The sequence below is a fragment of the Niallia sp. Sow4_A1 genome, assembly GCF_052116745.1.
Taxonomy (GTDB): domain Bacteria; phylum Bacillota; class Bacilli; order Bacillales; family Cytobacillaceae; genus Niallia; species Niallia hominis.
In genome coordinates, this window is the sequence record NZ_JBQKKM010000032.1 from 34,183 (window position 1) to 60,628 (window position 26,446).

Consider the following 26,446-nt stretch of genomic DNA (forward strand, 5'->3'; position numbering starts at 1 on the left):
TGCAGGAGGGATTACGATGACGGTAATTATGTATTGTATCATGTGTTTTATTTTTGGAACTACTTTTTTGGCCATTAAGGTAGGAGTAGATGAAGGCTTTCCGCCCTTTCTATCTGCGGGAATACGGTTTTTAGCAGCAGGTGCCATCCTTTATTTTTTTCTTCTTATACGCAAACGAACATCCTGGAAACTACTGTGTCGCAAAGAACTTATGTTCACAGGATTTTCTTTAACCTTTATTACCTTTGCTAGCCTTTATTGGGCAGAACAATTTGTTTCTTCAGGAATTGCAGCAGTACTTTCGGCTTCAGGACCAATTATGATTATCCTAATTCAGACTGCATTTTTACGAATAAAGATGAATCTATCCAGCATTTGCGGAGTAATAATAGGTTTTATTGGTGTCTTCTTTCTTTTTCTGCCTGGACTTACAATCGATTGGAGCATCCGTTGGATATTAGGATGTGGAATTATCCTCCTAGGTGAAATCGGCTATGCAGTCGGTACGATTTATTCTGGAAAAATTATTGGCATATTTAAAGAGGAAAGTCCAATGGCCATGAACGCTGTGCAAATGATTTATGGAGGGATATTCTTGCTACTTCTATCCCTATTTACAAGGGAAACAGCACCTGCACTAACAATCCCGGGTTTTTTATCTATCGTTTACTTGACAATTGCAGGATCAATGATTGGCCACACTATCTATTACTACCTAGTGGCAAAGACCAATGCCTTTCTTCCCTCGACATGGTTGTATGTATCACCGCTAATCGCTTTAACTATCGGCCATTTTTTCTATGAGGAAAATGTCCACCCAGTCATGCTTATTGGAGTTTTTCTAATATTAAGTAGTCTTGTGTTAATAAACATTAGGAAAATCATAGAATTCATTGGAATCAAAAATATGGCATCCTCTTAAAAAAATGGTGCCAAAAATGGTGTCAGGCACCATCAAAAGACAACTGTCTTTTTACTGTGCCTGACACCCACTTCACAATTGCTCTATCAATCTTTCTATATCCGCCTTCAAGCTTTCCTTTTTATCAACAGGCAATTTCTCAGTTTTGTCGTTATTAATCAGTTTAATCATATCTTGCAGAAATTTAACTGCTTGATCTTCTTTCCCCTTCTCTAGGTGATTTTGGGATTGCTTCAATTTATTGCTTAAGCTTTTATAAAGACTATCCTTTAGCTCCCCTGAACCCTTATACATATCCAATAATTCTTGAATGGACGAATGATCCGCTTCGTATGATCTAACAAAGAAATTATCAAACTTCGTATTATTATAATTGGATCTTACCCCTACTTTTCCTTGTGTAAAGGCAGTACGACTATTGTCCGTAAAATTGATTTTCGGTGTCGTCATATCATCCACATACACTTTAATCGTTGTCCCATTCACTTCAATCTTCATATGATGCCAAGTGGATGTTGGTTCTTTAAGTGAAGCACCATCTAGATACTCCCAATTATAATTTTGCTTTCCTAGGTGGACTCCGTCTTCATTTATATAAGCTACATATCCTTGCATAAAATCAGCATTATTTTGGCTAAGCTCGATTCCATTAGCAGGATTGTTTACTCTAAAGATGACTCCTCCGTCTCCAGAACCTTCTGCCACTTTAACATCCGCTTCTACAATATAGTCTTTCCATTCGTTTTCACCGATGACTGATTTGGCAAATGTCTCACTACTTGCATTGTACTCCCCTATTATTTGTGGCTCTGTTACTTCGATTTCCTCTAGGAACTCAAAATAGTTAAAATCATATTCCCCTTTTACTATTTCTACTTTAATCGTATGCTGCCCAGCTGGTAAGGAAACATCTTCCTTAATAACATTTTCCCAATTATTCCAATCACCAGTACTAGGCACATCAATAACACCTGTTAAATCAATCGAATCATCAAGCCATAAGCGGATTTGACTATCTTTATAGGTTGTAGCTACATTTATGGCCAAATCGTAAGTACCGGCTTCTGCAATATCAACATTATACTTTAACCATTCTCCTGTTTGATTCCATCCAACATTGTAGCCACCTTCAGGGTTAACGCGAATATCTACTGCATCCTGTCGATACTCGCCCCCAATATTTTCGCTTGTTTTATCGTGATACGCTACTCCTTCTCCACCGGTAATATAGTCTGCTGCCATTATTTTACCTGGAAGCTTTTTGTGCTTATCAAATTGGTGGAACATGAACTTCGAAAGCTCAAAGTCCCCTTCTACAGCAACCACTTTTAACGTATGCTTGCCTGCTGGTAATGCTATATCCTGTAATGATACATTCTTCCAAGTGTCCACACTTCCCGTTTTCGGCAAAGCAATTTCATCTGTTACATCTATCTCGTCATCTAAAAGAATTTTCACCTTCGCTCCATCGCTTACAGAGGAAACAAGTAAATCAAGTCCATAGCTTCCTTCTTCTAAAATATCTACATCATACATTAACCATTCTCCCGTTTGAATCGAGCTAACTGCATAATCCCCTTCAGATAATTTTCGAATATCCACATCATCGTTGCGGTATTGTCCACCAGCGTTTCCTTCTGTCTTATCATAATAAGCTACATTTTGGCCACCAGTGTTATAGTCTTCCGCTTCAATGAGCCCAGGGAGTGATCTAGGAATATCAAAGGATGATAATTCCATTTTTGTAAAATCAAATTCCCCTTCCACGAATTCTAGTTTCAATGTGTGATTTCCCTTAGGCAAAGTAATTCCATTTTGAATAACAGGCTTCCAATTGTTCCAGTCACCAGTGGCCGGGACATCAAATACGCCCGTTAAATCTATTTCATCATCTAACCATAAACGTGCCTTGGCACTTGTGAAGGTTGTTGCTACATAGAGCTTGAGATTATATTCGCCAGCTTCTTGCACATTTACATTGTATTTCAGCCATTCACCAGTCTGATTCCACCCAACAGCATATCCGCCGCCTTCCGGATTTGTTCTTATATCTACAGAATCTCTTCTGAATACGCCACCAATATTCTCAGCCGTCGTATCATGATAGGCGACTCCTTCACCGCCAGTGTTGTAATAGGCTGCATTAATTACCCCAGGAACCTTTTTGTATTCATCAAAATCAATATTTTGCTCTTCAAAAGGACCAACTTTCCATGTTCCCTCTATTTCGTCCCATCCTTCTGCATCCCCGTCATTAAAATCGTCATATAAACTGTCAACTGCTTTGTATCCTTGTACTTTAAAGCTTGAAAAATCAAACGACCCCTTTACCACTTCCATGGTTAAAGTATGCTTTCCTTTTGGTAATTTAAGCTTTTCGATAGAGAACGTTCTCCAATCCGTTGATTGCGGAATACTTACATCCCCAGTTATATCCGTCTTTCCATCTAACAAGATCCTTACCTTAGCATCCTTGGAAGATGCGCCTACACGTAAATCCAGATTATATAAGCCTTCTTCTGCAATATTTACATTGTATTTCAGCCATTCGCCTTTTTCATTTGATTCAACATAATAACTGCCGTCGGAATCGTCAGCAATATCCACATCGTCTTGTCGATACGGATTAACCGCTTCTTTTCTTGTTTTATCATGATACCCAACACCTTCTCCACCAGCATTGTAATGAACCGCCTCAACTTTTCCTGGTAAAGGCTTATAGGCATCAAAGACATTACTTCCGTCTACTTTATTACTAAAAGCTGTATAGCCAAAAGCTCCGTGAACATCTGAAGTAGTGTAGCCAATGCTACCAGCACCAATTTTACTAACCTCTCGCGTCTGTTTTTGCATGCCATCCACAAAGATTCTGAATGTATCTTCTGCCTTTTCTACTCTCATTTGATGCAGCTTTGTGTAATCATAGCCTTCTGGTAAATCTGCGTACTCCCAGCCTTGTTCCACACCATCAACAACAAAATTTGTTTCCAGTCGATTATGCTCTGGACTCAAGACAGCTGTCCCGTAGTTCTTTTCATCAGTGTAGGAGAAAACTACACCAAGTCGAGGATTTTCACTCTCCCCTTTTTCTACCATTTTCAGATTAAATTCTGCTGTATATTCCTTATCTGTAGATACTTTACTTACTTGTCTATACCATTTCGTATCACCCAAAGTCTTCTGTTCAAGCCAATTAGAAGAATCATCTGTAATACTCCATTTTCCTCCATTTACATTTTTCCAATCTTCTCCGATGGCAGTGCGATCAAATCGATCACTAAAATCCGGTAATGCAGGATCTGGTTGGTCAGAGGTTGTTGGCCCTAACACTAGCATTTTATCTCCATTCCACGCTATGCGGTCAAAGTTTATGTAACGCCCAGGGTTTGCATGACTATGGTACACAATGTAGTCAGAATCAAGGTCGGGTCCTCGGACAACTGTGTTATGCCCTAACCCTACATTTTCTCCTTCTGTATTTAATAGAAGTGGATTTTGCTCTTTATTTGCTGTAAAACCAGTATTGGGTGAATCACTTACTCCATAGTCAATCCGGTATGCTTTATTCCAAATATGATTTCCCGTATATGTCATATAGTATTTGCCGTTTCTTTTCAGTACAGTTGCTCCTTCTGTCCAGCCATTCATTTCTGCACCAGTATCTGTTGCTTTGCCAAATTCAGCTGGCGATGGCATGGAGCGTGCATCTATTCTGTTTGATCCCGTACTATAAAAGTACCATTTGCCATCATCATCAATAAAAACATGTCCATCAATTCCCATTCCAAGGTTATCCGTTTGTTTTTCAAAAGGGCCTAGAGGACTTGAACTTTTATACACATAATGCCCATTTCCACCTGGAGATGTATACATATAGAATTCACCATTCCAGTAAACTACTTCCGGTGCATAGGCAGCCTTTGTAGTAGGTTCTTCTGTAACAAGACCAGCATATTTCCAATCCATCAAATCTTCAGATGTCCAAGCTTTCACACCACTTTTATCATCTACCGTACTAACATAAAGATAATAAATACCATTGTGCTTTAGAATAAATGGGTCCCCTTCTCCATAATACTCCCCACTATCCCATGTCCAAGATTCTGGTAAATCCATTGGGTTGCTGTATGCGAATGCTGCATACGGTAAAGAGAGCCATAAACTCATACATAGTAATACTTTTCCTAACTTCTTCAGGTTAATCCCCTCCCCATATTTTTAACAATAGTTGCACTACCATTTATATAAAAAGGGTATACCTGATCAGCTATAAGTTGATTTGTACACCCTGGATACCAGTAATCTAGTAAAATCTCAGAAGTAAGGAAAACTATTAAGCTCCATTTAAAAATGTTGTTTCGTCACTTTTTTAAAAGCGCTTACAAACATCTTATATTATCCCAATCCACAAACATATACTAAACTTAGTATATAATATACCTTTTATACTTTTTTGATTGAAAAGTCCTACTTATTAGAAAAAAAAGGAAAGTATTTGAACGGGAGGAAGGGGACAATTTTAAGACAAAAAAATAGCCACCATGAATGAGGTAGCATACTCTTTCCTTATTTTTCATTTCCTGCAGCAAGCACTACATTTACCGGGATAAAAATTCGTTTCGGATCGTATTCGCCAGCTAGTTGTTGCATCAATAATTTCACCGTATCCTTGCTGCATTGCTGAATATCCTGTTGTACAAAAGTTACACCTTCTATTCCAGGCCAATCAAAAGTGACTAACTCTATTGGACGAAAGGACTCTTTTTGGACTTCTAAAATAGCGCGATATGCATACTGTGCCAGTTCTGCATTCATCGTAAACAGGCAAGCCAGCTGATAGTTTTCCATTAAAAATTGTTTAATCAGTGCAGGCGTTTCATCAGCCGATATTTTATCAAATGGCAACGTTAGCCAAAGATTTTTATCAATTGTAATTCCTTTTCTTAAAAAAGCTTGTTCAAATCCTTTTGCCCGTTCTTCCGTCACCGTGTTTGTTATTAATGGAGAGATAAGTGCAATCTGTTCATGCCCTTTATTCAACAGATAAGAAATAGCCTCAAACGCTCCTTGCGTATTTTCTGAACTTACACTATAGGTAGAAATATTCTTCATATATCGATCAATCAATACGAGAGGAAACTTGTCTAACGTAAGTCGAAGAACCGCTTCATTATACGTTTCTTTTTCTGCTGGAAAAATAATAATCCCTTCCACCCCAATAGCACGAAACGTCTCAATAGCCTCTGCCTCTTTTATCTGTGATTCTCTAGAAATCTTAATGACTAAGTTATACCCTCGTTCCGTCACATACTGTTCAAGGAAACTAACAAAATCCTGTTCCACCTTCGTCTTCATCGTTGGAATAATTAACCCAATCAACCCACTTGAAGTTTGATTCTGAGCCATTGAACCTGTAAAACTACTTTCAATGACAAACGTCCCTTTCCCCTTGATCCGCTCCACAATTCCTTTATCAGCTAAGCCAGCTAGTGCATTCTTGGTAGTAATTTGGCTAACATGGAATTCATCCATTAATTCCTTTTCAGAGGGAACTCTGTCTCCTACTCTCCATTTTCCTTCCTTTATTCGCTCTATTATTTTGTTTTGAATTTGCTGATATAATGGTTCATTTTTGATTGTACTCATCCTCCAGGGCTTTTTTGTTTATTTATTGGATAATATATATTTACTATACTAAGTTTGGTAGGAAAGAGAAATGGGGAGTATGAAAGAGTTGTTTTTTTGGAAGTAGTGGAGTTATATCTTTCTTTATTCCCTCCAAGTTTAAGAAATAATAATACAAATATATTAATAGTCAAAAATACTGGATTTCCTTATTAAGCATACCTCTATTCAAGTTTGTCCATGTAAGTCGATATTAAAGTATAATGAAATATTTCCCATAGAAAGAGGCAGATCATGTTTTTAGATTTTCTATTTAAAAATAAGAAAGACAACATTAATAATAATATGAAAGAAACTCCAATCCCTGTAAAAAAGACAAACAACGCGACAACAAAAAAAAAGGACGACCGAACTGCAGTTAGAAAAGGTGAACTTGGAGAATACAAAATCGATATTCAACTATCCCAACTATCTAAAGATTATATGTACTTAAGTGATTTACTAATTAAAAATCCTAAATCATCAACGGGATATTCCCAAATTGACCACATCATCATAACCCCTTATGGTTTATTCGTAATTGAAACAAAGAATTATCAAGGCACTATTTATGGAGGCAAAAATAAAAAAACTTGGTTAATCAATGGTAAGTTTAAAATGATGAATCCTTTAATGCAGAATTATGGTCATATTCAAGCTCTCAAAAATTTTATAGAAGATAAATACCAGCAATACTTTATTTCATTGGTTTCCTTTACAAAGAGATGCACTTTTAAAATTGAGGAAGAATTGAGAAAGATTCATTCTAATGAATTGGTAATTTATGACGTTGAATTAACTCATTTTATTAATAGAAAGGTGGCTGTTCTTAAATTACAATACAAAAAGCCGATTTTTCTAAAAAATGAGATTGAGACGATATACAATTCACTTTTGAATGCTAATATTACAGACGCTGCAATTAGAAAGCAGCATATAGATATTATCAAAGAAAAAAAGAACATCACTGATAAAAAAGAAAAGGAAACTAAATGTATAGTCTGTCAGAAACCAGTATCTGATAAAGTAAAATCCTTCTGTTTATCTAATAAGAAGTTCCAAGGAAAAATTTATTGTTTTGAGCATCAAAAAAGTTTATGAAATAGAAGGAAAACAGAAGTTAATATCCATTTAGATAATAGAATCATTAGTCTAAATGGATACTTAGTACAAAAGGAAACTAAATTTTTTGATACTGGTGGTCGGGGTCGATATAGTTTGATAGTTATTGAGTTTATAAGGTTTTTTACTAGTTATGTGTAAAATTTGTGTAAAAAGATTTAGATGAGCAAAATTTATTCAAGAAAGGTAAGTTTAATATCTTAAAACATTCATACCTATTCCCTAAGTTTATTTGTAAATCATAGTATTAGGAAAATACTTGATCCACGCTTTGCGTTTTATAAAGAAATTATTTTTGGTACAAGTTCAAAGTCTTCTGAGGTTGGATTTAATTCCATTTTATAAATTGGAATATTTAAAGTAAAAGCAATATTAACCAATCGGACTATATGTTCGTCTTTGCATTTATAACCAATATAAATTGCTGATGGGTTTGCTCTCATATAATCAGCCTTAAGAACATTTGCAGGTTTCATTACTCTAAATTCTTGTTCGTATTCCCACTTCTTCTGTTTAATGTAACAAGTTAAGATTTGAACCCATAATAACATTAAATTATCAATTAATATTTCATTTTGTTGTTCTTTAATAGCATTTGCGTAATTATCCTCTACATTAATTAAAAAGCCTTCAAAATACTCCGTAACATCTACTCGTCCCTCTAAATATTGTACCGGAAATAAAGATGGGCTAAGTTCTTTATTTTTATTAAAGTCTGTTGAGTAACTTACGCAAAAACCATGATGATTATTGGAATAATGCGCCCACATTGGTAAATTACTAATCCCTGACTTTGAAAAGGATGCCAATCTTGTATATTTTATTTTATCTTCTACAAAACTTTCATCAAAGAAAAATCCAAATTTGTATTTTTTCAATCTCCCAACATCATAATAATAGGATCGATTATCAAAAGGGTCATTAAAATCACTTGCATATGACAGGTATACTTCTCTGTTTTCTAATGTTGTAAACTTCATATTATTAAGTTCCTCATTGTTAGTTAACGAGTAATATTTATAAACCTCATCAGGAACATGTAATTTTATTATTTTATAAATCGTATTAAAAGCATCGTTCGGGAAACGATTTAGGACTTCTAAAGCTTTTAAATAATCCATTGGATTTTCTTTAATATATTTTTCTCTTTCTTCATTTATATCCATAAGAATCCTCCAACATGTAAAATAGCATTAGGTTAAGACCCTAGAGTTAATCAGAATGCAGTAATAGACAATCATAAACATTTTATTTCCTTTTTCCCTCTTTCATTAAGCGTCCACTTTCATTTAGTTGGATTTTCTTGCTTCGTATATGGAAAGTATAAATTATTAGATTGAATTATGAAAGAGAGTTTTGCTAGCTCGGGCTTTCTCTCTTCTTGTATTAAGTGACCCTGTTTATTAGTTATATGCTGCAATAGTCTAATGAAAGTAAGAGAATAAATTGTAATAGCAAGATTCAACAACTTTTCTTCAAGTACCGGATCAGTTCTTGATAAATCCAAAATAAAAGCAACTGTATTAGGAAGATCCTCAATTGGATTTCTATAAACTTCTAATGAGGAAAAATCTGAATGCTCGTATTTGCTTCCCTCTCTATAAAACATCATGTAGTGAGCAAATAAGAGTTCATCAGTTAAAGCCATTCCCTTTATGTTTAACAGTTTTGTGTCAATACCATCTTGAAGTTTACCTCTAGTTTTCTTTTTTGTTGTAAAGCCTTCATTTTTAAGAAGCTCCTCATATTCTTTTATTCTCTTATCTAACTCTGGAGGGGCTTCCTTAAGCCAGCCATTTTTCAATGCCTTCTTAATATCGTAAAAGAATGAAAGCTCAGCTTTAGTAGGTTGTATCATGTAATTTTTATATCTTTCTCCATCATCATCATTACATAAGTAATCAATTAACATTGCGTTGTTTAGCATTGACCTTACTAATACATAAGCTTCCTCAGCATGGTTATTTTCAATTAATAGCAAAGTACTTTCCAATAAGTTTGATTATTTTGCATAAAGTGTAATCACTTCACGAAAATACTCATAGCCTTCCATTATGATATATGGATTATCTTTTTGAAGAAACTTTGTAGTAATTTCATCAATTAAATAATTTGCATACTGGATTTTTTCATCCTTATTCATAGAATGGCCTCCACCAATATTTTTACAGGTTTCTACCAAATATGCAGGTGAATTAGTTTTCACCTGCATATACATTACAAATATTTTATTTATTCAATTTAAAGTTTACCCATAATATCAAGCAAACTTTGGTAGCTATCTACATCAAATTCACAACTACTCTCTGTGAGTTTAAATATTCCGATTCCAAACGATACAGTAATCATTTCAAAGGTAGAGCTTCAGGAACTGAAAAAGCTGCAATTAACAGGGGTCTATTGGTCTATGAAAGATCTTGAAAAGAGAGTTAATAGAAAAAGTGAGTGGATAAAGGAAAATATCCTATATCCGACAAGATTCCGAAAGATACTTGACGTTGAAAATGGAGGTTTTGTTTTCTACCCGAAAAGCAAAGGTCAAACATGGTCCTTTCAAGCATCACAAATGGCAAAGTTTTTAGACGAAAATTTTGACCGGATTTTTGCTTAAAACCTATCATTCTACCATATTACCGAGCGCAGCACCTTACTGCGCCTGGTTACCCCAACTATCAATAGTGAGGTGACATCATGGCAAGTATTCAAAAACGGGGTAAAACATATCAATTTACCGTGAGTCACACGGTTAACGGCGTAGCGAAGCCGATAAGAAAAGGTGGATTTAAAACCAAAAAAGAGGCACAAATTGCAGCAGCAGAAATAGAAGCGCAATTAAGTAAAGGAATTTTACCACATCTAAAGCCAATGCCGTTTGATGAGTATTTCGAAAAATGGGTGAATCTTTATAAATCCAATTTAACAAAAACAACAAAGCTTCATTACGATTATACATCCAAAGCAATTAAAGAATATTTTGGCGGTAGGCCTTTACAGGAAATTAAGCGCCATGACTATCAATTATTTTTAAATAAATTTGGCGCGGATAAGGCACGAGAAACAGTAGAAAAAGTAAATACGCATATCCGGGGGTGTGTTCAGGATGCAATTGAGGAGCAAATTATCCAGAATGATTTTACTAGGAAAGCCGTATTAACTTGGACAAATCCTGCAAAGAAACCAGAAGAAAAACATTTAAATTATTTAGAAACTAAAAGATTGCGTCAAGCGATTTACAAGCTGTTAGACCAAGGGTTAGGGTATTATTTAATATTACTAGGCTTGACTTCTGGTGCACGTTTTGGAGAGTTAGTCGGACTAACAAGAAAGGATTTCGACTTTAAACATAACACAATAAAAATTGATAAAACATGGGGTTATGCAAAAAGGCATCCCGAAGGTTTTGGTCCGACAAAAAATGAAGCATCCATTCGTACGATCAAATTAGATATAAAAACAATGGCCACATTTAATAGACTCTTTGAGATATTACCGCCAAATATGTATGGGTTAGTTTTTTATAGCCCTGAGTCAAAATACAAAGTAATCAGTAACACAAATGCCAACAAGCTCCTTCGTAAAACCTTAGAAGGCCTCGGGATTGATCCGATTACAATGCACGGACTGAGGCACACACATGCAAGTGTCCTACTATATAAAAAAGTCTCCATAAATTATGTAAGTGAGCGATTGGGGCATAGTGATATCGAAACCACTTATAAGTACTATTCCCATGTGATTAAAGAACTTCGTGAAGAAGAAGAAAAACAAACGATTAGTACTTTTGAAAATTTGTAAGCTCAGAGACTTAGCTCTGAGCTTTTACTACTCTATAGCTAATTCCATTAAAGTACCCGTATGTACAAGTTGAGTTTAATACTTAAAAGTGTATAAACCCGTCCAAAAATAGGACAGGGTTAACACTTCATGTGACACTTTTTTCCATCCCGGTTATTGGTCACATGATAGCAAATATCATATAGAAGAGGAACACCACGACTCTTTATAAAAAATAGTTAATCCCAATAACAATCACTTCGATTGCCACGATAGCCAAGAGGAAATTCAGTTTCCATTTACTTTTTTTCTCTACATTTTCTAAATCTTCTTTGCTGGACATCCTACTTGAAATCAACCCTAGTATGTCATTACTTTTTTTATTAAGAGCTTCCATATGTTCGTGCCACTGTTGGAGTTCCCGTTTCATATTCTCATGATGTTCAAAATGTTTTGCGTCCGAGTATTCTATTTGCTGGGTAATTTTATTGATGAGTGCTTCTTCTCGAACCGTCAAAATAGTTTTGATCGAATCTGAATGTCTTTGAAACATTTCTTCGTATCGCTTATGCATCTGTTTCAGCTGATTTTCCATATCTTGAAGGGCCGCCATATGAGAAGCAATTTTCCCTTCTGTTAAGGCTAGCTTTTCTTTTGTTAGCGTGACATAGGCCTCGTTTTGCTTTAGAAATTGTATATTTCTCTCGTCTGAATTCGATAGTTTCTTTGTAAATTCGGTTACCTCGCTAGAAACATTTCCAATAGCTTGTAACGTGTGACCCAGCAAATCCTTGGTCCTATTCTCAACAGTTTGCTGCAATTCTAACATTCTTTCGTTAAATAACTGAATGCTCTTTTGCAGCTCTTCATAAACAAATAATAGCTGAGTCCTTTCTAACTCTAGGAAATCCTGGTTTTTTTGAATGATATGGTTTTGCTTTTCTTCCAAATAGCCTTTTATTTCCTTTTGTTGCGATTCCATCTGACGAAATAACATACTCGCTCGGCTACTTATATTTTCGGCTTCTTTTTTAAAATCGTTTGAATGGCTTACGGTTATTTCAATGAAACTTTTTTCTAGTTTTTCGATTTTGTCTTTAAAATCATCATAAAAAACATCTTCATTTAACTTTTTTAATTCATCGACTGCCCTATCGTATTCACTCTTCGTTGGTAAATGTGTTTTCACCATATGATTTTTCGCCTCAGTTTAAAGATTCAATTATTTTCTTCCCGTCCTGTAATAAAAGCTGCAGATACTGCGAAGCAAGCCAGCGTTCCTTCTCATCTCCGTATAGAAAATGATACTGCAGCTCCGCTTTATAATTCATCCAATGCTTAATAAAATAGCTTTGTAACTGTGTCGCATGTTCCCGGTCTTGATTCCACATTTCTAAGATTTCTTGATAGTGGCTTTCAAACCTTCCCTTTTCCTCCTGGTACATTACAAACAGCTTCTCTCGTTTTTTCTTTCTCTCCTCGCTTACAAACTTTAAATCTAAAACCTGTTTCTCCAAAAGTTCTACCTGATTTTTCACTTTATTATAGATGGGCTAATGAGGTGATTAAAATTTTGATACATCACATTTACCCAATCAAATGCATAGTCCGTCGTCTCATAAAAAGCCTTCTTATAGGTTTTCTCAAACCTAAAAGCATCAAACATTTTTTCAACTTTCGGAATCGGATAAAGATAAGGCAGCTCTAACTGATGGGTACCTGATATTTTTAAGATGCTCGCTTCTTGTTTAATTGCCCTTAGTTTAGCATCCAATTCCTTTTCCAATCCAAGCTGTAATTTGGATGCCGCTTCATTAATAGCACTTGCTTTCCGATCACTATCCGTGTAACGAATATTTTGATGAATCCGGTGCATAATCGCATCAGGATTTACATCTTGAAACCTAATTCTATTCATGAAGTCTTGATAGAGGTCTAACTCCTTACGTATATGCTCGTATTGTTGAACGTCCGCTTCCTGTTCCTGCTCAAACATAAAAGTTTGTCGTTCTATGAATTTCTTATATTTATCTATTTTATCTTGCTGCTGTTCCAACTCTTGTTTACTTGCTTCTTCCGCTTCTTTGTACAATCCCATTAAACGATTGAAAGATAGTTCATTGACTTCCACATTCTCTAAATCCTCTTGCAAATTCTCCAAAATCTCTGCTATGATATATTTCATTTTTTCGTATAAAAAAGGTTCTTTTTCCCGAATCACATTCCAAGAATTACCCAAATCAATCGGATAAATGGTTTTAGAAAGGTCGAGATCCATCTTCAAAACACGATTTAAAACCTTTGCATAATCAGCAATTAAGTCGTCTGCTGAGACAATCAGGCCGTTCTGGATTTTTCTTCGAATGTTATCCAAAGATAATGCCCGTGTAGGGATGACACGAAAATTACTAAGTTGCTCATACCAGTTTTTGATCCCTTTTAAGGTATATTGCGTAAAGGCAGTTAGTTGTGTCGCATCGTCCACCAGTAAACAAACTTCACTTAACGGAAGCCAGTGTTTTATACATTGTTTTACGTGCTCTACTTCTTTTAATTCGGCAGACTCTATTCCCGGTAAATCTACAATATTAATATGAACATCTCTTTCCTCGAAAAAATAGAAAGGAATCTCAACCGTAACCGGTTCTACAGAATAAGCTCCTTCCTGTTCTACATTGAAACGAAGGGAGTGCAATTCTGCTTCTAATTGCTCTCCCGTTAGTCCGACTCTCTCATAATGATTTGGCAGTCGTAAATGGAAATATTCATCTTGCGACCGTTCATAGCGCATCACCGTTACCGTAGAGGACTCGCCTAATTTTCTCCTGCCCCTAAGCCACGTGGATAACTGCTCAAGCTTGTCCTGCTTAATCCCTAACAAATAGAGTATTACCGTCGTCTTCCCTACTTGGGTGGGTCCGTAAACTGATATCAACAGCTCTTTTGAATAAGTGGACTCCGAAATCTCTACATCCAACCTTACGAAATGGTCGATGAATTCCTTTTTCGCTTGAAAGGCCCATTCAAGTCGATTTTGATGAAATTTAGTGAATGTAGGATTCATTTCTAAAAGCCAACTCCTGCATCTCACCGCACAGATTTTGTAAGCGACTGATGCGATGGTCCAATTCATCCAGTAATCCAAAGTTTTTATCCGTGCCTTTTCTCGCGTGGTAGGTATCGATTAATTTCTCTTCCATTTTGTCTAGGATGTTATTAATCGTTGCAATAATAGATTCTTCTTGTGCGTTAGCAAACAAATGAAAGATTTCTTTCGATAGTTGGCTTCGCTCAAATTTATATTTTTCAATTCGTTCTGATCCTTTATTAATTGCAAGGCCGCTACCAACTGCGCCAACAATGAGTAATCCAATTGGTGCAGCCGCTGCTGATGATACGCCTAATGATGTTAACAAACCTGTCAAGGCACCAAATGTATTGACCGTTCCATCCAATGCATCAATTCCAAAAAAGATGGCAGCACCTTTTACCACAGTAGACGTAGATACAGCTAAATCCTGAAACTCCGCAATCAACTTGTTGGATTTATCCAAGATTTCGTTTTTTACATCTTGATCTAACCGATCAAATTTTTCATGTTCTAAAATGAGGCTGGCAACTACCATCTCTTGTGCAATCCCTACCGCCACAATTGGCAAAACTTTTAAATCGTCCCGAGTTAGTGTTATCGATAAGTCACTTACCCCTAAATTCATGTAACGGTCCATATTAGTTAACGCCGTCTCAATCACACTATTAGTATCCACTGCTGCATTGCTTTTTTCCAAAAGGTTTACAGGAGCAAGCAACGGGTTGACGGGTTTTTCGAGTTTTGTCTGAGTGGTTTGCGTTTGTAAGGAACGGGTTTCATTCGCAACAAAAGACTCTAAAGCATTAATTAGTCTTCTTTCTGCCTCCACCTCGTTTTTGCCTTTCCACTTTTCTTTAATCTCATTTTTAAATAGAAGCTGTTCTTCAAAAGTTCTCTGCTTGATAAATGCAGATTTAAACTTATCTAGAGGACTATATTTCTCTGATTTGATTGACTCATCCATTTGAACTGAACATTCGTTCACGTGCGCGGTAAGTGTTCTGTTTACGACATTCCTAACCTCTTTGGTTACCTTTTCGCGATATTGACGGAAGGCATCGCGAATTTCATATAAACCGAGTTGGCTGCTATTCTTCTCATTTTGCAGATGTTTTTTTAGGGTATCTGCTTTAATCGAGTTGATCTCCTCTTCGAATGATGATGATAACATAATGAGTTCACTCGTTAGAGAAGTCAGCATATGCATCTGCATTGCATATCCGCTAGCATTGGTTAAGGAATACTGACGAATCGCATGTATGATTTTTTCCGGATAGTCCTTTAGATCCTCACTTGTCCCGGTAAAAACAAGCCGATCAGCTTCATTGAAAGGGATATTGTACTTACGAGATAAATCGTTTATTAAGTGCTCTCTCTGCTCAGGATTTAGTTCCTCCGCAAAAGATAGAGCAAAGACTGGGGCACTTTCTCTATAATCCAATGCTATTTTTTCAATCAATAATTGTTGATCCAACTGTGCCAGTTTTTTATGGTTAAAAACAAGCACAACTGACGTGGAAAGTTTTAAAAATGTCTCTAAGTACCTTTGAGATTTTTGATTTCGCTCTTTTTCAAATCCAGGTAAAAGAACTAAAGAAATTTCAGTATTGAAATATCGCTGTGGGAGGCGAACTTCAAGCCATAGCTCATCCATCTCATTATCTGCCGCAATCTGATTAAACTCTGATAACGTTACTTCGATATCATGTAGTTCAAACATGTTAGCATGGTTCCGAATGGCACGACGGACGAAATATTTAGGAAAACTGATCCCTTTTGTCTCGGTAAAGAGTACAGGTAATACTTCTCCACGTCCTGCATCGGATGGAAGTAATGTATCGTCTAATTCATATAAATGGCGAAGAATTTTTGTTTTTCCGACGCCTTGTAAACCGGTAATCGATAGGATAGTTTTGTCAATTGTTAACTTGGCCATGTTTAATTTAAAGAATAATTCTTTCATTTTCGTAAGTATGGCATCTAGTTCTGTTGTTTGTTTCACGCGATGTGCTTTTGCAATAATTTCATTTAAGGTTAAACGCATTTGGTCAATGACAATATCAGGGCTAGTACCCAAATGTGAAATGAATTTTACTGTCATAATCAATCCCTCTTTTAGATTAGTTTGTTAGTAAACACATAATTTTAATAGTAAAAGATACCATAACAATATTTTACCATTTCAGTCCCCTTTAGATGGAATAAACCTATTCATTTATTTTTAAACTTTAAAACTGTATAAGAGGGTGTCCCACTAAAGCCGTCATTCAACGACCTGTTGGGACACCCTCTTACCTGTTTATATATTCGCACAATTTTTTAATCGATAAGTACTTGGCACTTATCAATAAGGTTTGCTTTAGAGAAGTTGATTAGGAAGAAATGGCGAAACAGAATATGCAGCATATGTACGTGTGGTTTTATTAAAAAACAGACAAATACTGTATCCGAATTATACTGAGCACTTACTTGTAAAGCCTGAAGAAGACGGTAGAAGAGATTTTGATAATGTTATTGATAAAATCAAGTTTTTATGAAAGAACCACCTTAAGTAACATGTTACTATTAAGATAAAACAATAAATAAAGGATGATCTAAATGGAAGTCAGCCTTTCAGCAACTGGAACTTGGAAAATAGACAACTCAGAAAAAGAGTATTATGGTGACTTGTACCTAAATAAGGATGAAGGAGGAATAGCTCTTTATATTCGAATACCTAACAGTGGACCAATTATGAGTTTTTTAGAACTTCCACTTGAAATACCTTTTATTAAAGGCTCCACAATGAATGGAGCAAAAATAACTTTATTAGACTGTATAAGAATAAAAACTGAGAGTAGAGTTGGTTCAGAAGAAGTTTTTGGATATCAGGCAAATTATATGCTTGATGGCGTTGACTTTGAAACTACGGATGATATTAGATTTTCAAAAATGAGAATAAGCATACCTGGAATAATAGAATGGGGAGATATTTCCAATTATTTAAGGCCAAAATACGATGGTAAAAGTGACATTTTAATAGAGCTAGACATAACTGAACCAATAGAAATTTATTCTAACGATGAATATTCCTTATCATATTTTTTAGATTTCTCCTCTCCAGGTTTTAATCTTACTCAGGAAGAGATTACTTTAAAACAAACTCCTTATCTGATAGTTGAATCTAAGTCTCTTCAGCGATTGAAGTGGTTTATGAGTAAGGCCAAACAAATGAAAAGACTTATTGAAATAGCGATGGCGGAACCTTTTAGTTTTGATAAAGTGATACTAGAATCGCCTGAGATTTATTATGAATTTGATGATGATGTAAAACATAGTAGACCAATAGAGGTTATTCACGCTTTTAAAGAAAGCATCAGCAAAAATAAAAATAAGCGACGCAGACTTAGACATGATTTTCTTTTTAGTTTAAATGAGCTAAGAAATGCTAACTTCTCAAAATGGCAAGAAATATCATCAATCATGGAACCAATAATAGAGTTGTATATAGACAGTATATATAACGAGAAATTATCTATTAGTCGCCATTTTCAAAACATGGTACAAGCACTAGAAACATACCACTCACGTAGAATATGCAATACTTTACCTGATTTTAAGAAAAGGGTTGAACAGTTAATCTCTATTAGGCCTAAAGGCTTTAGGGATGAAGATAGAAAATTTTTACTAAATGGTAGTCATAAGTACGTAACTTTAAGAAGTCGTTTAGCTGATTTATTAATAGCAGACTATACTTTCTATTTTTATACTGTTGATATAAACCATCTTGACTTTCCCAAAGTAATTGCAGACACAAGAAATTATTATACTCATTATGATAAAAAGCTTGAAGATAGAGCTCTTAAAGGTGAAGACTTAATAAATGGTTTCTATATCCTCCGAAATATTTTAGAGTTTTATCTACTAAAAGAATTCGGTTTTGAAGAAGAATTTATTCACGAAAGAATTAGAGAAAGAATCAAGCCTATAATAATAAGTAACGATGTAAAGAAAGCCGATAAAAATAAACAATATTAGTAAATATGCTTTAAAAGCGCTCCTTTTGTCGGAGTGCCTGGTATTTTTTATGTAATCTTTCTAGGAAGTTATTTAGTGGTTGTAGACTGTGGCGAACTGCAACCTTTTTAATCTCTTGATTTTTCTCTCTGTGTAACACCAGAGATATTAGATGGCCAACCTTTAATCAACAAGTGCCTGTCATTAATCAAATTACTTTCCTAATATTGTCAAAGTGGGGAAAAGAACGGTATCAGACAGCAAACGGTCTAGTAAGTTTATTTCTTGGTTACCTCATTTTCCACCATGAAGAATTCTGGGAGTAACGAAGTTTGTATCTTTTGCAATGACAACCACGCGTTTCTCCCCTTTATTCTTCAGCTAATTCAACTTCCCAATCGTCACCAAAATCTTCTCCAAGAAGTTGAGCTATTTCACCCTCAGTATCATCATTTTCTCTTTGCTCCTTGAGATACTCAAACTCTTCAGCTGGAATGAACCATTTCCCACGATTGGATAATTGCTTACCTGAAATCTTTCCGTCCTTAATCCAATTGCGAACAGTTTCTGTTGATACGCCATAATAATCGGCCACGGTTTTGGTATCTATATACCTTACACCATTTTCATCTATTGTTTCCTCTGAAAGTCCAATAACAACTGGTTTTACAGCATGAGATGTGATTGGGTGATAACTGGCTTCAGAATCACTTACAACATCATCTGCATTTTCTGCTAAAAATGTAATAGTGGTGTCTTTTAACCTTACTGTAACAGAATGTTCCTTAAGCGTATTAATGGCCTTTTGCAAACGTAGGCTCTGCTCTTTTTCTTTCGTCCCCTTCAAAACTTCCTCCAAGTCGTGAATGACATCAGCAATTCTTGATTCTCCTTCATTAATCATTTGGCTAGCACCTCCTTATCCCTAGTATAACCAACCAACCAAATAAGCAAAATAAACCAAAAGATTAAAGCCACTCAAATTATATAGTCAATGCCTTTCCTCTCACAAAATCCCTTAGCTATTTCCTTATATTCCAGATCCCGGTAATCATCCCATGTATAAGTCATTCCCAAACGATGGATATTGTCCTTAAATCGTCTGAATGCTCCCTTTCCACGAATTGAGTTGAGTAATACATCCTGCATTTTAACATCCGAAAGGCTATAACAAAAACTTTCCATCATATCATACTCATAAATATCAAATTGAGAAGGAAGTGCAGCATACTTTCCAAAACTCTCTACTATATCCAAGGCTATTTTCACTTCATCTTGTTGCCATTCAGATAAGTGTTCATAGTCCTCACTATCTTCAGCAATTAATAGAGCCTCTTGTGAGACATGGACGATTTCACCAGTATCTAGATTAAGAAATGATCGGTTATCATCCGATTGCATTTCCATTCCCTCAACTATATCTTCAAGCTTCACCCTCATAGACATTTATCCCTTCTAAAAAATAGTTTCGATTAAATCCTTCATTCCAATTTTCTTATCTAACATTTTGAATTCCAATATTCCACAAAAGCTTGATAACCTTTTTCAGTTATAAAATATGGAATCAACTGCTCTCCCTTTAGCTTATATGAATAAATGGAGGGTTTACCCAACCGAAATGCTTTTTCTATTCTGTGATTGCCATCTATGATAGAAAATATTCCAGGACGGATTTCAGCTTGGACTATAATACTATCTATATTAACTGTAGGTAAATGGTCTTCATTTAAAGATGAATGATGTCCATACCACTTAAACCATTCATTAATATCTACGTATTCTTTATCAACAACTAGTTTCCCACAATGAATGTCTTCCAATATTCTAGATATATTAAAATGAAATACTCCATTTCGAAATATTTCATCGTTTTCCTTAGCAGGACAAGGAACATATAATTTCTTTAGACGAATTTTTCTTGATTGAGTCATCAATTCTATCCCCTTCCAACTATCAAGAACTCCTTCAAATGATGAATCGATGATATTACTTCAAGAAACTGTCTGCGTTTCTTTGAAATTTCTACATACTCCTCGTATATCAATTCTTCATAATCAAAACTTTGGTTGCTATCCATTGTATCGTAGTATTTTTTGTATAAAACGTCCATTACAGCTTCATTCTTTTGTAGTTTTTCTGATATAAGGAATTTTTGCTCCTTGTCTCCCTGATACACATAGATTTCTGAGCTAAGTTCATCTCCTCCTCCAATAATATACCGGGAAAGTTGATATTCAAATAAAAAGTAACTTTCATGCTCCATATAAATAATCATACAGTTTCTAACAGCTTTAGATAAACGATGAAAATCCCGATCATAATCGGAATTTGACTTAGTATTTATTACTATACCTGCTTTTTTACACTCTTTACAAAGATGTTCACGGTGACCTCTACCACTAAATTTTTCATTAGGCAGAAAGTCCCCACATCCTTTGCAGAAATGGCCTCGTTTCTTACTTCTCACTCATAAAACTCCCCATTAATAGTTATTCAAACCTTACCTACTTAATATTTTATCACCTTCGTAAAACCAATACGCTATTAAGCATATTCATTCAGGAACATAGTTGATAAAGTAGATGAGGGAGAAATAAGTATGATTGTCCCTTGGCACTCTGCAGACTGCCTTTTCGATTCATTCGTTTGCGCCGCGGTCCCAAATTCTTGTTCTTATTTTCCTTCTTCTTCCCCATTACTAATAACCTCAAATCTTTATTCACTATTGCAGCATTGTTCAAACAGATTATCTTTTTCTAGCAAAAGCGAAACTCACTTTTTCCAGTTCATCTATAAATGCCGGACGCCTTTTATTTTTTAGTTTTAGCTCATCAATGATGTCAGTTGGCTGTCCTAGACTACAAGCCTTTCTATATTGTTTTATTATGGAAGCAACGCTTTGATATTGCTTCCGATTAGAAGCAGCTTCTGCTTCCTTTCGGATATATTCAATAAAAAGATTGTTCACCTCATCAGGGTATCTTTCTTCTAAATAGGGATAAAGTTCTGTGATCGTGGATGCCTTGGCTTTACAATATTCAAGAATATGCTCCGTTAAATTTTCTTCTTTTATAATAGAAAGGTATGTGTAAGAACGATTCTTTTGGCTTTGGAACCAGGCAATTATATTTTTTAATTTTACTTGCCATTCATCCGGTGAGTAAAGTCCTTTTAATTCTGCATAATAGTTAAAATCGTCGTGTTGTAAAAACTCTAGTGCTAGTCTTTTTTGTTTATCAATGTCACCCATCAGTTTATACGCTTGATAACGATATTCTTTAAACTTTTTAACAGATCCATTCCACTGGTTTGCTGCCTCTCTTTCCCCATCTAATGCAAGCTGAATGGCTTTGTTATATTCTCCTTTTTGCATTGCTTTTGTAATTGCCTGTTCACGAAAATAGGGGTGAACAATATTTTCTTCAATAAATCGTTCCGCTTTTTCATCCTCATCAAAATTTTCAATTATCTTTAGCTGAAGTTTTTTCAATTCAATTATTTCATAACTCGAACGCCAAGAATCTGTAGATACGGTTTTCATCATTCTTGATAACCGTTCTTCTAATGTTCTGCGCAATTCCTCTGCTGCACAAAAGTGCACACATACCCTTAATAAATCAATACGCCACTCACACCAATCGTCATATCTTTCGTTCATAGCTTCTTTAATCAGCGTCTCAAAAAGCTCTGCTTTTTCATGTAATGGGAATTCATCTATTCCCTCACAAATAGCCCGATCAATCGTTTCAATACTCCAAGATATGACCATTCCAATTGAACCACTTGAATCATCTGCGTATTCTAACATTTCAACCGCATTCGCTAAGACGGTTATTCCTAATAAAACAGCTGTTTTGTAATTTCCTTCATCCGCTTTCGTTCGGGCTTTTTCCAAGACCATATCAGCCCCCTCAAGGGCGTAATCAACCTGATTCCATTCGATATAGCCCTTTCTACTAGCTCGACGTATATATTCTTTAATTAATCGATCACTCGATAAAAGTTCATTTTCACTTTTTGAATAGATAAATAATAGCCTTTTTTCAATATCCGGGCGTTCATCCGCGATTTCAAGAAGGATACGTATAAGTTCCTCTTTATCTAGACTTTGTAGCAGTGAGGGCAAGTCCTGCTTTATTTCCCCTGGTATAGGAACACCCTTCTGCTCGCGAATAGCAAAAAGGACTGCTGCCATATGTTTGCATAATTGATCGTAGTCGTAAGGACAGTCGCACGAAATTTCAGTAACATCCTCATTCTCACTTATAACCACATGTACATTATACATTTCCGTACCGTCGACACTTGCGACGTAATGATGTCCATCATCTGTTTCAAGACTAGTAATCAATTTACTGTGATAATAATCCAGGCCACGCCCAAGAATATGCTCCTGAAAGTAATTTTCAAAATTTGATAAATGCATCTCATTACACCCCTAGTGAAGATTTATTTCGTTTTTTTCAAACTCTTTGAATCATCGTTTATCATTAAAGAGTTCACAGGCACCAAAGTACCCATGTAATTAAGGAACCGTGGGAAGAGATGAGAAAAGACAATTGATACCTATGAAAATTTACAGGCTTATTTGAAGTTAAGATCATTGTGGTTTATGATATATGAAGGTTCCGATGCACGAACATCGACGTCAGCATCAGTTATTCGCGGTGCTGGTGGCTAATTTAATACTTGCAAGAAATAAGTAACTCACATTACTTTGCGGCCAGGTTATGTTACTTTTTTATAAGTAGATAGAAGTTCTAAGTCGCTTTGTAATAGTCTTATTATAATAATTGGTTACTCTAAGCGTAACTGTTCACAAACTTAACTTCCTGAATTTATATTTACAACAAAATAAGCCCAGTTAACTTTAGCTGGACCATGATAACAGTTATTTGAATTTCACCAGTAAATTATATGCTGCTGACATTTCTGTGTGATGACCATTTAATTTTCTCCAACTTCCATTAGTAACTGGCTAATTAGCTTTTCGGATATCCGAAACTTTTTCGAAACTAACAATTCTATCAGTGGTTTAATTTCATTAATCATTTCTTTTTGTTTCGCAAGTTTTAAAATACCAAAAAGACCTAATGGTTTTAGCATTAATGTTTCAGCAAAATTCCTTGCAGACTTTTCATCAATAATAACAATACTCACACCTAGTTCCTTGGCTCCAACGATTACTTCTAGCTCTCCTTTAATGCAAACGTCCATAAGACTTTACTACAAAACCTTGATCTTTTACTTCATGGACTTTTATTAACCCCTTAGCCACAGCATCTCTTAATTCTTGTTTCCCGATTGCTTGTTCACTACCTTGTTTCACAACTTCATTATAAACTTCTTGTGGAATATAGATATCAAACAGTTCCCACAGAAGATCAAGACGACCAATGATAGATAGCCCAATAATAGGACTAGTATTACAAATCGCTTTCATCTTGTTTTCCTTTACCATCTTCTTTTAGAATAAAATCAATCGTTTCATCATCTTGCTTTTTATGTTCCTCTGTATACTCTGCCCAATGAATATTATGATTAATTAAGATTTGAATAAAATCTGATATGCTTTTACCACCCAGTTCAGCTGCTCGTGCAAGTGTTATTTTTCTCGCAGTAAACAAATACAAGGCTAGTGATATATTAACATCTTCATCAATTGAATTTACATGTGCCCCTTTTAGAAAAGGTATGAATTCAGGATTAATTCCAACTTTTGCTTTTGATTCATCCATAGCCAATGGTACATTCCTCCCTTGAACTCCTTCTATCATTACATTATAACAATTAATGAATACTAACAGAAGAAATCTATTCGTAAAAGTCATAAAGTTACAAAAAAAACAATTAACCATGTTCAAAATAAGACCCATTTAGTTGAAATAACATCTCCGAATTGTATTTCAGGTCGGATTTCAGCTTGGACTAAAATACTATCTATATTAGATAGACGATGAAAATCCCGATCATAATTGGAATTTGACTTAGTATTTCTTACTATACCTGCTTTTTTACACTCTTTACAAAGATGTTCACGGTGACCTCTACCGCTAAATTTTTCATTAGACAGAAAAACCCCACATCCTTTGCAGAAATGGCCTTGTTTCCTACTTTTCACTCATAAAACTGCCCATTAATAGTTATTCAAACCTTACCTAATTATATTTTATCACCTTCGTAAAACCCATACGCTATTAAGCATTACTAATTTTTCTTGTGTAAAATTTGTGTAAAATGATTTAAAAACCTACCTTAGTCAGCCGTCTTCCCACAAAACAAAAAACACCCACAAACATTGATATATCAACATTTGTGAGTGTTTTATCGTTTCTTAAATTAACTCGCTTTTACTTGGAGATACCGGTGGTCGGGGTCGAACCGACACTCCAGAAGGAACACGATTTTGAGTCGTGCGCGTCTGCCAATTCCGCCACACCGGCGCGCTTATAAGTTTTGGTAATGCCGAGGACCGGAATCGAACCGGTACGGTAGTCACCTACCGCAGGATTTTAAGTCCTGTGCGTCTGCCAGTTCCGCCACCCCGGCGTAATATAATTAGGAAACTTAATAAGCATTATGGAGGCGGCAACCGGAATCGAACCGGTGGTAAAGGTTTTGCAGACCTCTGCCTTACCACTTGGCTATGCCGCCATAATATTCTTGGAGCGGAAGACGGGATTCGAACCCGCGACCCCCACCTTGGCAAGGTGGTGTTCTACCACTGAACTACTTCCGCAAATGGCTGGGCTAGCTGGATTCGAACCAACGAGTGACGGAGTCAAAGTCCGTTGCCTTACCGCTTGGCTATAGCCCAATACTATTTATATGCAATAAAATAAAAAAAGTGTCAAAAAAATGGGGCGAATAATGGGAATCGAACCCACGAGTGTCGGAGCCACAATCCGATGCGTTAACCACTTCGCCATATCCGCCATAATATTTAATAAAAATTGGCAGGGGTAGTAGGAATTGAACCCACACCAAAGGTTTTGGAGACCTTCGTTCTACCTTTAAACTATACCCCTGTATAGATGGTGGAGGGGGACGGATTCGAACCGCCGAACCCGAAGGAGCGGATTTACAGTCCGCCGCGTTTAGCCACTTCGCTACCCCTCCGACATAAATGGTGGCTCAGGACGGAATCGAACCGCCGACACAAGGATTTTCAGTCCTTTGCTCTACCGACTGAGCTACTGAGCCATTATTTATTGCTATTGATTTTTTAAAAATGGCGGTCCGGACGGGACTCGAACCCGCGACCTCCTGCGTGACAGGCAGGCATTCTAACCAACTGAACTACCGGACCAGATTGCGGGGACAGGATTTGAACCTGCGACCTTCGGGTTATGAGCCCGACGAGCTACCAGACTGCTCCACCCCGCGATAATAATAATGGTGGAGGATGACGGGATCGAACCGCCGACCCTCTGCTTGTAAGGCAGATGCTCTCCCAGCTGAGCTAATCCTCCATAAATATGATTGATATGTAAATGGTGACCCATACGGGATTCGAACCCGTGTTACCGCCGTGAAAGGGCGGTGTCTTAACCGCTTGACCAATGGGCCATATAGAAAGTTAATGGCGGAGAGCAAGGGATTTGAACCCTTGAGACAGGGTTACCCGCCTACACGATTTCCAATCGTGCTCCTTCGGCCACTCGGACAGCTCTCCAATATGGCTCCGCAGGTAGGACTCGAACCTACGACCGTTCGGTTAACAGCCGAATGCTCTACCACTGAGCTACTGCGGAATAATATGGTATGCCTGGCGACGTCCTACTCTCACAGGGGGAGAACCCCCAACTACCATCGGCGCTGAGAAGCTTAACTTCCGTGTTCGGTATGGGAACGGGTGTGACCTTCTCGCTATCGCC

General features: G+C 36.2%; 22 protein-coding genes, 15 tRNA genes and 1 rRNA gene. 5 read left to right on the forward strand and 33 right to left on the reverse strand.

Annotation, left to right across the window (positions count from 1 at the left end):
* Positions 1–16 precede the first annotated feature (16 nt).
* Positions 17–922, forward strand: coding sequence for a DMT family transporter (locus ACTQ5K_RS16760; protein ID WP_441994094.1), 906 nt, complete (start codon positions 17–19; stop codon positions 920–922).
* A 72-nt stretch (positions 923–994) separates the two neighbouring features.
* Here the strand turns inward: ACTQ5K_RS16760 and ACTQ5K_RS16765 are convergent, their stop codons facing one another.
* Together ACTQ5K_RS16765 and ACTQ5K_RS16770 are read right to left on the reverse strand one after the other, a co-directional pair.
* On the reverse strand, positions 995–5,089 hold the full coding sequence (locus tag ACTQ5K_RS16765; RefSeq protein WP_441994095.1) for a carbohydrate-binding protein: 4,095 nt from the start codon (positions 5,087–5,089) through the stop codon (positions 995–997).
* A 399-nt stretch (positions 5,090–5,488) separates the two neighbouring features.
* Complete coding sequence (locus tag ACTQ5K_RS16770; RefSeq protein WP_251629269.1) at positions 5,489–6,568, reverse strand: GntR family transcriptional regulator; 1,080 nt, start codon at positions 6,566–6,568, stop codon at positions 5,489–5,491.
* A gap of 273 nt (positions 6,569–6,841) precedes the next feature.
* Between ACTQ5K_RS16770 and ACTQ5K_RS16775 the strand changes: the two genes are divergently transcribed.
* Positions 6,842–7,687, forward strand: coding sequence for a nuclease-related domain-containing protein (locus ACTQ5K_RS16775; protein ID WP_251629271.1), 846 nt, complete (start codon positions 6,842–6,844; stop codon positions 7,685–7,687).
* A 299-nt stretch (positions 7,688–7,986) separates the two neighbouring features.
* Here ACTQ5K_RS16775 and ACTQ5K_RS16780 read toward each other — a convergent pair whose 3' ends face one another.
* The 3 genes from ACTQ5K_RS16780 to ACTQ5K_RS16790 form a co-directional block, all read right to left on the reverse strand.
* Complete coding sequence (locus tag ACTQ5K_RS16780) at positions 7,987–8,874, reverse strand: DUF2971 domain-containing protein (RefSeq protein ID WP_031536472.1); 888 nt, start codon at positions 8,872–8,874, stop codon at positions 7,987–7,989.
* Positions 8,875–8,993: 119 nt separating this feature from the next.
* Complete coding sequence (locus tag ACTQ5K_RS16785) at positions 8,994–9,701, reverse strand: DUF5677 domain-containing protein (RefSeq protein ID WP_441994096.1); 708 nt, start codon at positions 9,699–9,701, stop codon at positions 8,994–8,996.
* 9 nt (positions 9,702–9,710) lie between these two features.
* Complete coding sequence (locus ACTQ5K_RS16790; RefSeq protein WP_441994097.1) at positions 9,711–9,851, reverse strand: hypothetical protein; 141 nt, start codon at positions 9,849–9,851, stop codon at positions 9,711–9,713.
* A 165-nt stretch (positions 9,852–10,016) separates the two neighbouring features.
* Between ACTQ5K_RS16790 and ACTQ5K_RS16795 the strand changes: the two genes are divergently transcribed.
* Positions 10,017–10,319, forward strand: a complete 303-nt coding sequence (locus tag ACTQ5K_RS16795; RefSeq protein ID WP_031536474.1) for a DUF771 domain-containing protein — start codon at positions 10,017–10,019, stop codon at positions 10,317–10,319.
* A gap of 80 nt (positions 10,320–10,399) precedes the next feature.
* Positions 10,400–11,503, forward strand: a complete 1,104-nt coding sequence (locus ACTQ5K_RS16800) for a tyrosine-type recombinase/integrase (protein ID WP_441131790.1) — start codon at positions 10,400–10,402, stop codon at positions 11,501–11,503.
* Between the two features lie 205 nt (positions 11,504–11,708).
* On the opposite strand, the gene ACTQ5K_RS16805 is transcribed toward ACTQ5K_RS16800, so the two are convergent.
* From ACTQ5K_RS16805 to ACTQ5K_RS16820, 4 genes are read right to left on the reverse strand one after another with little or no spacing between them, the layout of a single operon-like run.
* Positions 11,709–12,674, reverse strand: coding sequence for a hypothetical protein (locus tag ACTQ5K_RS16805; RefSeq protein WP_031536476.1), 966 nt, complete (start codon positions 12,672–12,674; stop codon positions 11,709–11,711).
* Between the two features lie 13 nt (positions 12,675–12,687).
* Entirely contained in the window at positions 12,688–12,999 is a 312-nt protein-coding gene (locus ACTQ5K_RS16810) for a hypothetical protein (protein ID WP_441994098.1), read from the reverse strand.
* 17 nt (positions 13,000–13,016) lie between these two features.
* Positions 13,017–14,546, reverse strand: a complete 1,530-nt coding sequence (locus ACTQ5K_RS16815; protein WP_441994099.1) for a hypothetical protein — start codon at positions 14,544–14,546, stop codon at positions 13,017–13,019.
* A complete protein-coding gene (locus tag ACTQ5K_RS16820; RefSeq protein ID WP_031536478.1) occupies positions 14,527–16,674 on the reverse strand; it encodes a hypothetical protein in 2,148 nt (715 codons plus the stop codon). Before ACTQ5K_RS16820 ends, ACTQ5K_RS16815 begins: the two co-directional genes overlap by 20 nt.
* 497 nt (positions 16,675–17,171) lie before the next feature.
* Here ACTQ5K_RS16820 and ACTQ5K_RS16825 point away from each other — a divergent pair, with 497 nt between their 5' ends.
* Complete coding sequence (locus ACTQ5K_RS16825) at positions 17,172–18,590, forward strand: HEPN domain-containing protein (protein WP_031536479.1); 1,419 nt, start codon at positions 17,172–17,174, stop codon at positions 18,588–18,590.
* A gap of 349 nt (positions 18,591–18,939) precedes the next feature.
* Here the strand turns inward: ACTQ5K_RS16825 and ACTQ5K_RS16830 are convergent, their stop codons facing one another.
* The 24 genes from ACTQ5K_RS16830 to rrf form a co-directional block, all read right to left on the reverse strand.
* Positions 18,940–19,473: a helix-turn-helix domain-containing protein gene (locus tag ACTQ5K_RS16830; RefSeq protein ID WP_051640932.1), complete on the reverse strand. Its 534-nt coding sequence runs from the start codon at positions 19,471–19,473 to the stop codon at positions 18,940–18,942.
* Positions 19,474–19,547: 74 nt separating this feature from the next.
* Positions 19,548–20,015, reverse strand: coding sequence for a UPF0158 family protein (locus tag ACTQ5K_RS16835; RefSeq protein WP_031536481.1), 468 nt, complete (start codon positions 20,013–20,015; stop codon positions 19,548–19,550).
* Positions 20,016–20,068: 53 nt separating this feature from the next.
* The gene (locus ACTQ5K_RS16840; RefSeq protein WP_031536482.1) at positions 20,069–20,500 is read right to left on the reverse strand and encodes a hypothetical protein; all 432 of its coding nucleotides are present in this window, start codon (positions 20,498–20,500) and stop codon (positions 20,069–20,071) included.
* Between the two features lie 5 nt (positions 20,501–20,505).
* Complete coding sequence (locus ACTQ5K_RS16845) at positions 20,506–21,036, reverse strand: hypothetical protein (protein ID WP_031536483.1); 531 nt, start codon at positions 21,034–21,036, stop codon at positions 20,506–20,508.
* Between the two features lie 279 nt (positions 21,037–21,315).
* Positions 21,316–22,995: an SWIM zinc finger family protein gene (locus ACTQ5K_RS16850; RefSeq protein ID WP_031536484.1), complete on the reverse strand. Its 1,680-nt coding sequence runs from the start codon at positions 22,993–22,995 to the stop codon at positions 21,316–21,318.
* Positions 22,996–23,516: 521 nt separating this feature from the next.
* Positions 23,517–23,786: a DUF3368 domain-containing protein gene (locus ACTQ5K_RS16855; RefSeq protein ID WP_202908298.1), complete on the reverse strand. Its 270-nt coding sequence runs from the start codon at positions 23,784–23,786 to the stop codon at positions 23,517–23,519.
* Positions 23,770–24,012, reverse strand: a complete 243-nt coding sequence (locus ACTQ5K_RS16860) for a hypothetical protein (RefSeq protein WP_031536486.1) — start codon at positions 24,010–24,012, stop codon at positions 23,770–23,772. The genes ACTQ5K_RS16855 and ACTQ5K_RS16860 overlap by 17 nt, the downstream gene beginning before the upstream one ends.
* Positions 23,996–24,307, reverse strand: a complete 312-nt coding sequence (locus tag ACTQ5K_RS16865; RefSeq protein WP_031536487.1) for a UPF0175 family protein — start codon at positions 24,305–24,307, stop codon at positions 23,996–23,998. The genes ACTQ5K_RS16860 and ACTQ5K_RS16865 overlap by 17 nt, the downstream gene beginning before the upstream one ends.
* A gap of 623 nt (positions 24,308–24,930) precedes the next feature.
* A tRNA-Leu gene (locus ACTQ5K_RS16870) sits at positions 24,931–25,012 on the reverse strand.
* Positions 25,013–25,032: 20 nt separating this feature from the next.
* Positions 25,033–25,118: transfer RNA gene (locus ACTQ5K_RS16875), tRNA-Leu, on the reverse strand.
* Positions 25,119–25,149: 31 nt separating this feature from the next.
* A tRNA-Cys gene (locus ACTQ5K_RS16880) sits at positions 25,150–25,223 on the reverse strand.
* A 10-nt stretch (positions 25,224–25,233) separates the two neighbouring features.
* Positions 25,234–25,308 (reverse strand) — tRNA-Gly (locus ACTQ5K_RS16885).
* 3 nt (positions 25,309–25,311) lie between these two features.
* Positions 25,312–25,386 (reverse strand) — tRNA-Gln (locus ACTQ5K_RS16890).
* A gap of 42 nt (positions 25,387–25,428) precedes the next feature.
* Positions 25,429–25,504 (reverse strand) — tRNA-His (locus ACTQ5K_RS16895).
* A gap of 19 nt (positions 25,505–25,523) precedes the next feature.
* Positions 25,524–25,597, reverse strand: a tRNA-Trp gene (locus ACTQ5K_RS16900).
* 7 nt (positions 25,598–25,604) lie between these two features.
* Positions 25,605–25,688 (reverse strand) — tRNA-Tyr (locus ACTQ5K_RS16905).
* 8 nt (positions 25,689–25,696) lie between these two features.
* A tRNA-Phe gene (locus tag ACTQ5K_RS16910) sits at positions 25,697–25,772 on the reverse strand.
* Positions 25,773–25,801: 29 nt separating this feature from the next.
* Positions 25,802–25,878: transfer RNA gene (locus ACTQ5K_RS16915), tRNA-Asp, on the reverse strand.
* Between the two features lie 3 nt (positions 25,879–25,881).
* Positions 25,882–25,955: transfer RNA gene (locus tag ACTQ5K_RS16920), tRNA-Met, on the reverse strand.
* A 10-nt stretch (positions 25,956–25,965) separates the two neighbouring features.
* Positions 25,966–26,041 (reverse strand) — tRNA-Val (locus ACTQ5K_RS16925).
* A gap of 22 nt (positions 26,042–26,063) precedes the next feature.
* A tRNA-Glu gene (locus ACTQ5K_RS16930) sits at positions 26,064–26,138 on the reverse strand.
* A gap of 14 nt (positions 26,139–26,152) precedes the next feature.
* A tRNA-Ser gene (locus ACTQ5K_RS16935) sits at positions 26,153–26,244 on the reverse strand.
* A gap of 4 nt (positions 26,245–26,248) precedes the next feature.
* Positions 26,249–26,323, reverse strand: a tRNA-Asn gene (locus ACTQ5K_RS16940).
* 12 nt (positions 26,324–26,335) lie between these two features.
* Positions 26,336–26,446: ribosomal RNA gene (gene rrf / locus ACTQ5K_RS16945) — 5S ribosomal RNA — on the reverse strand; the annotation flags it as partial.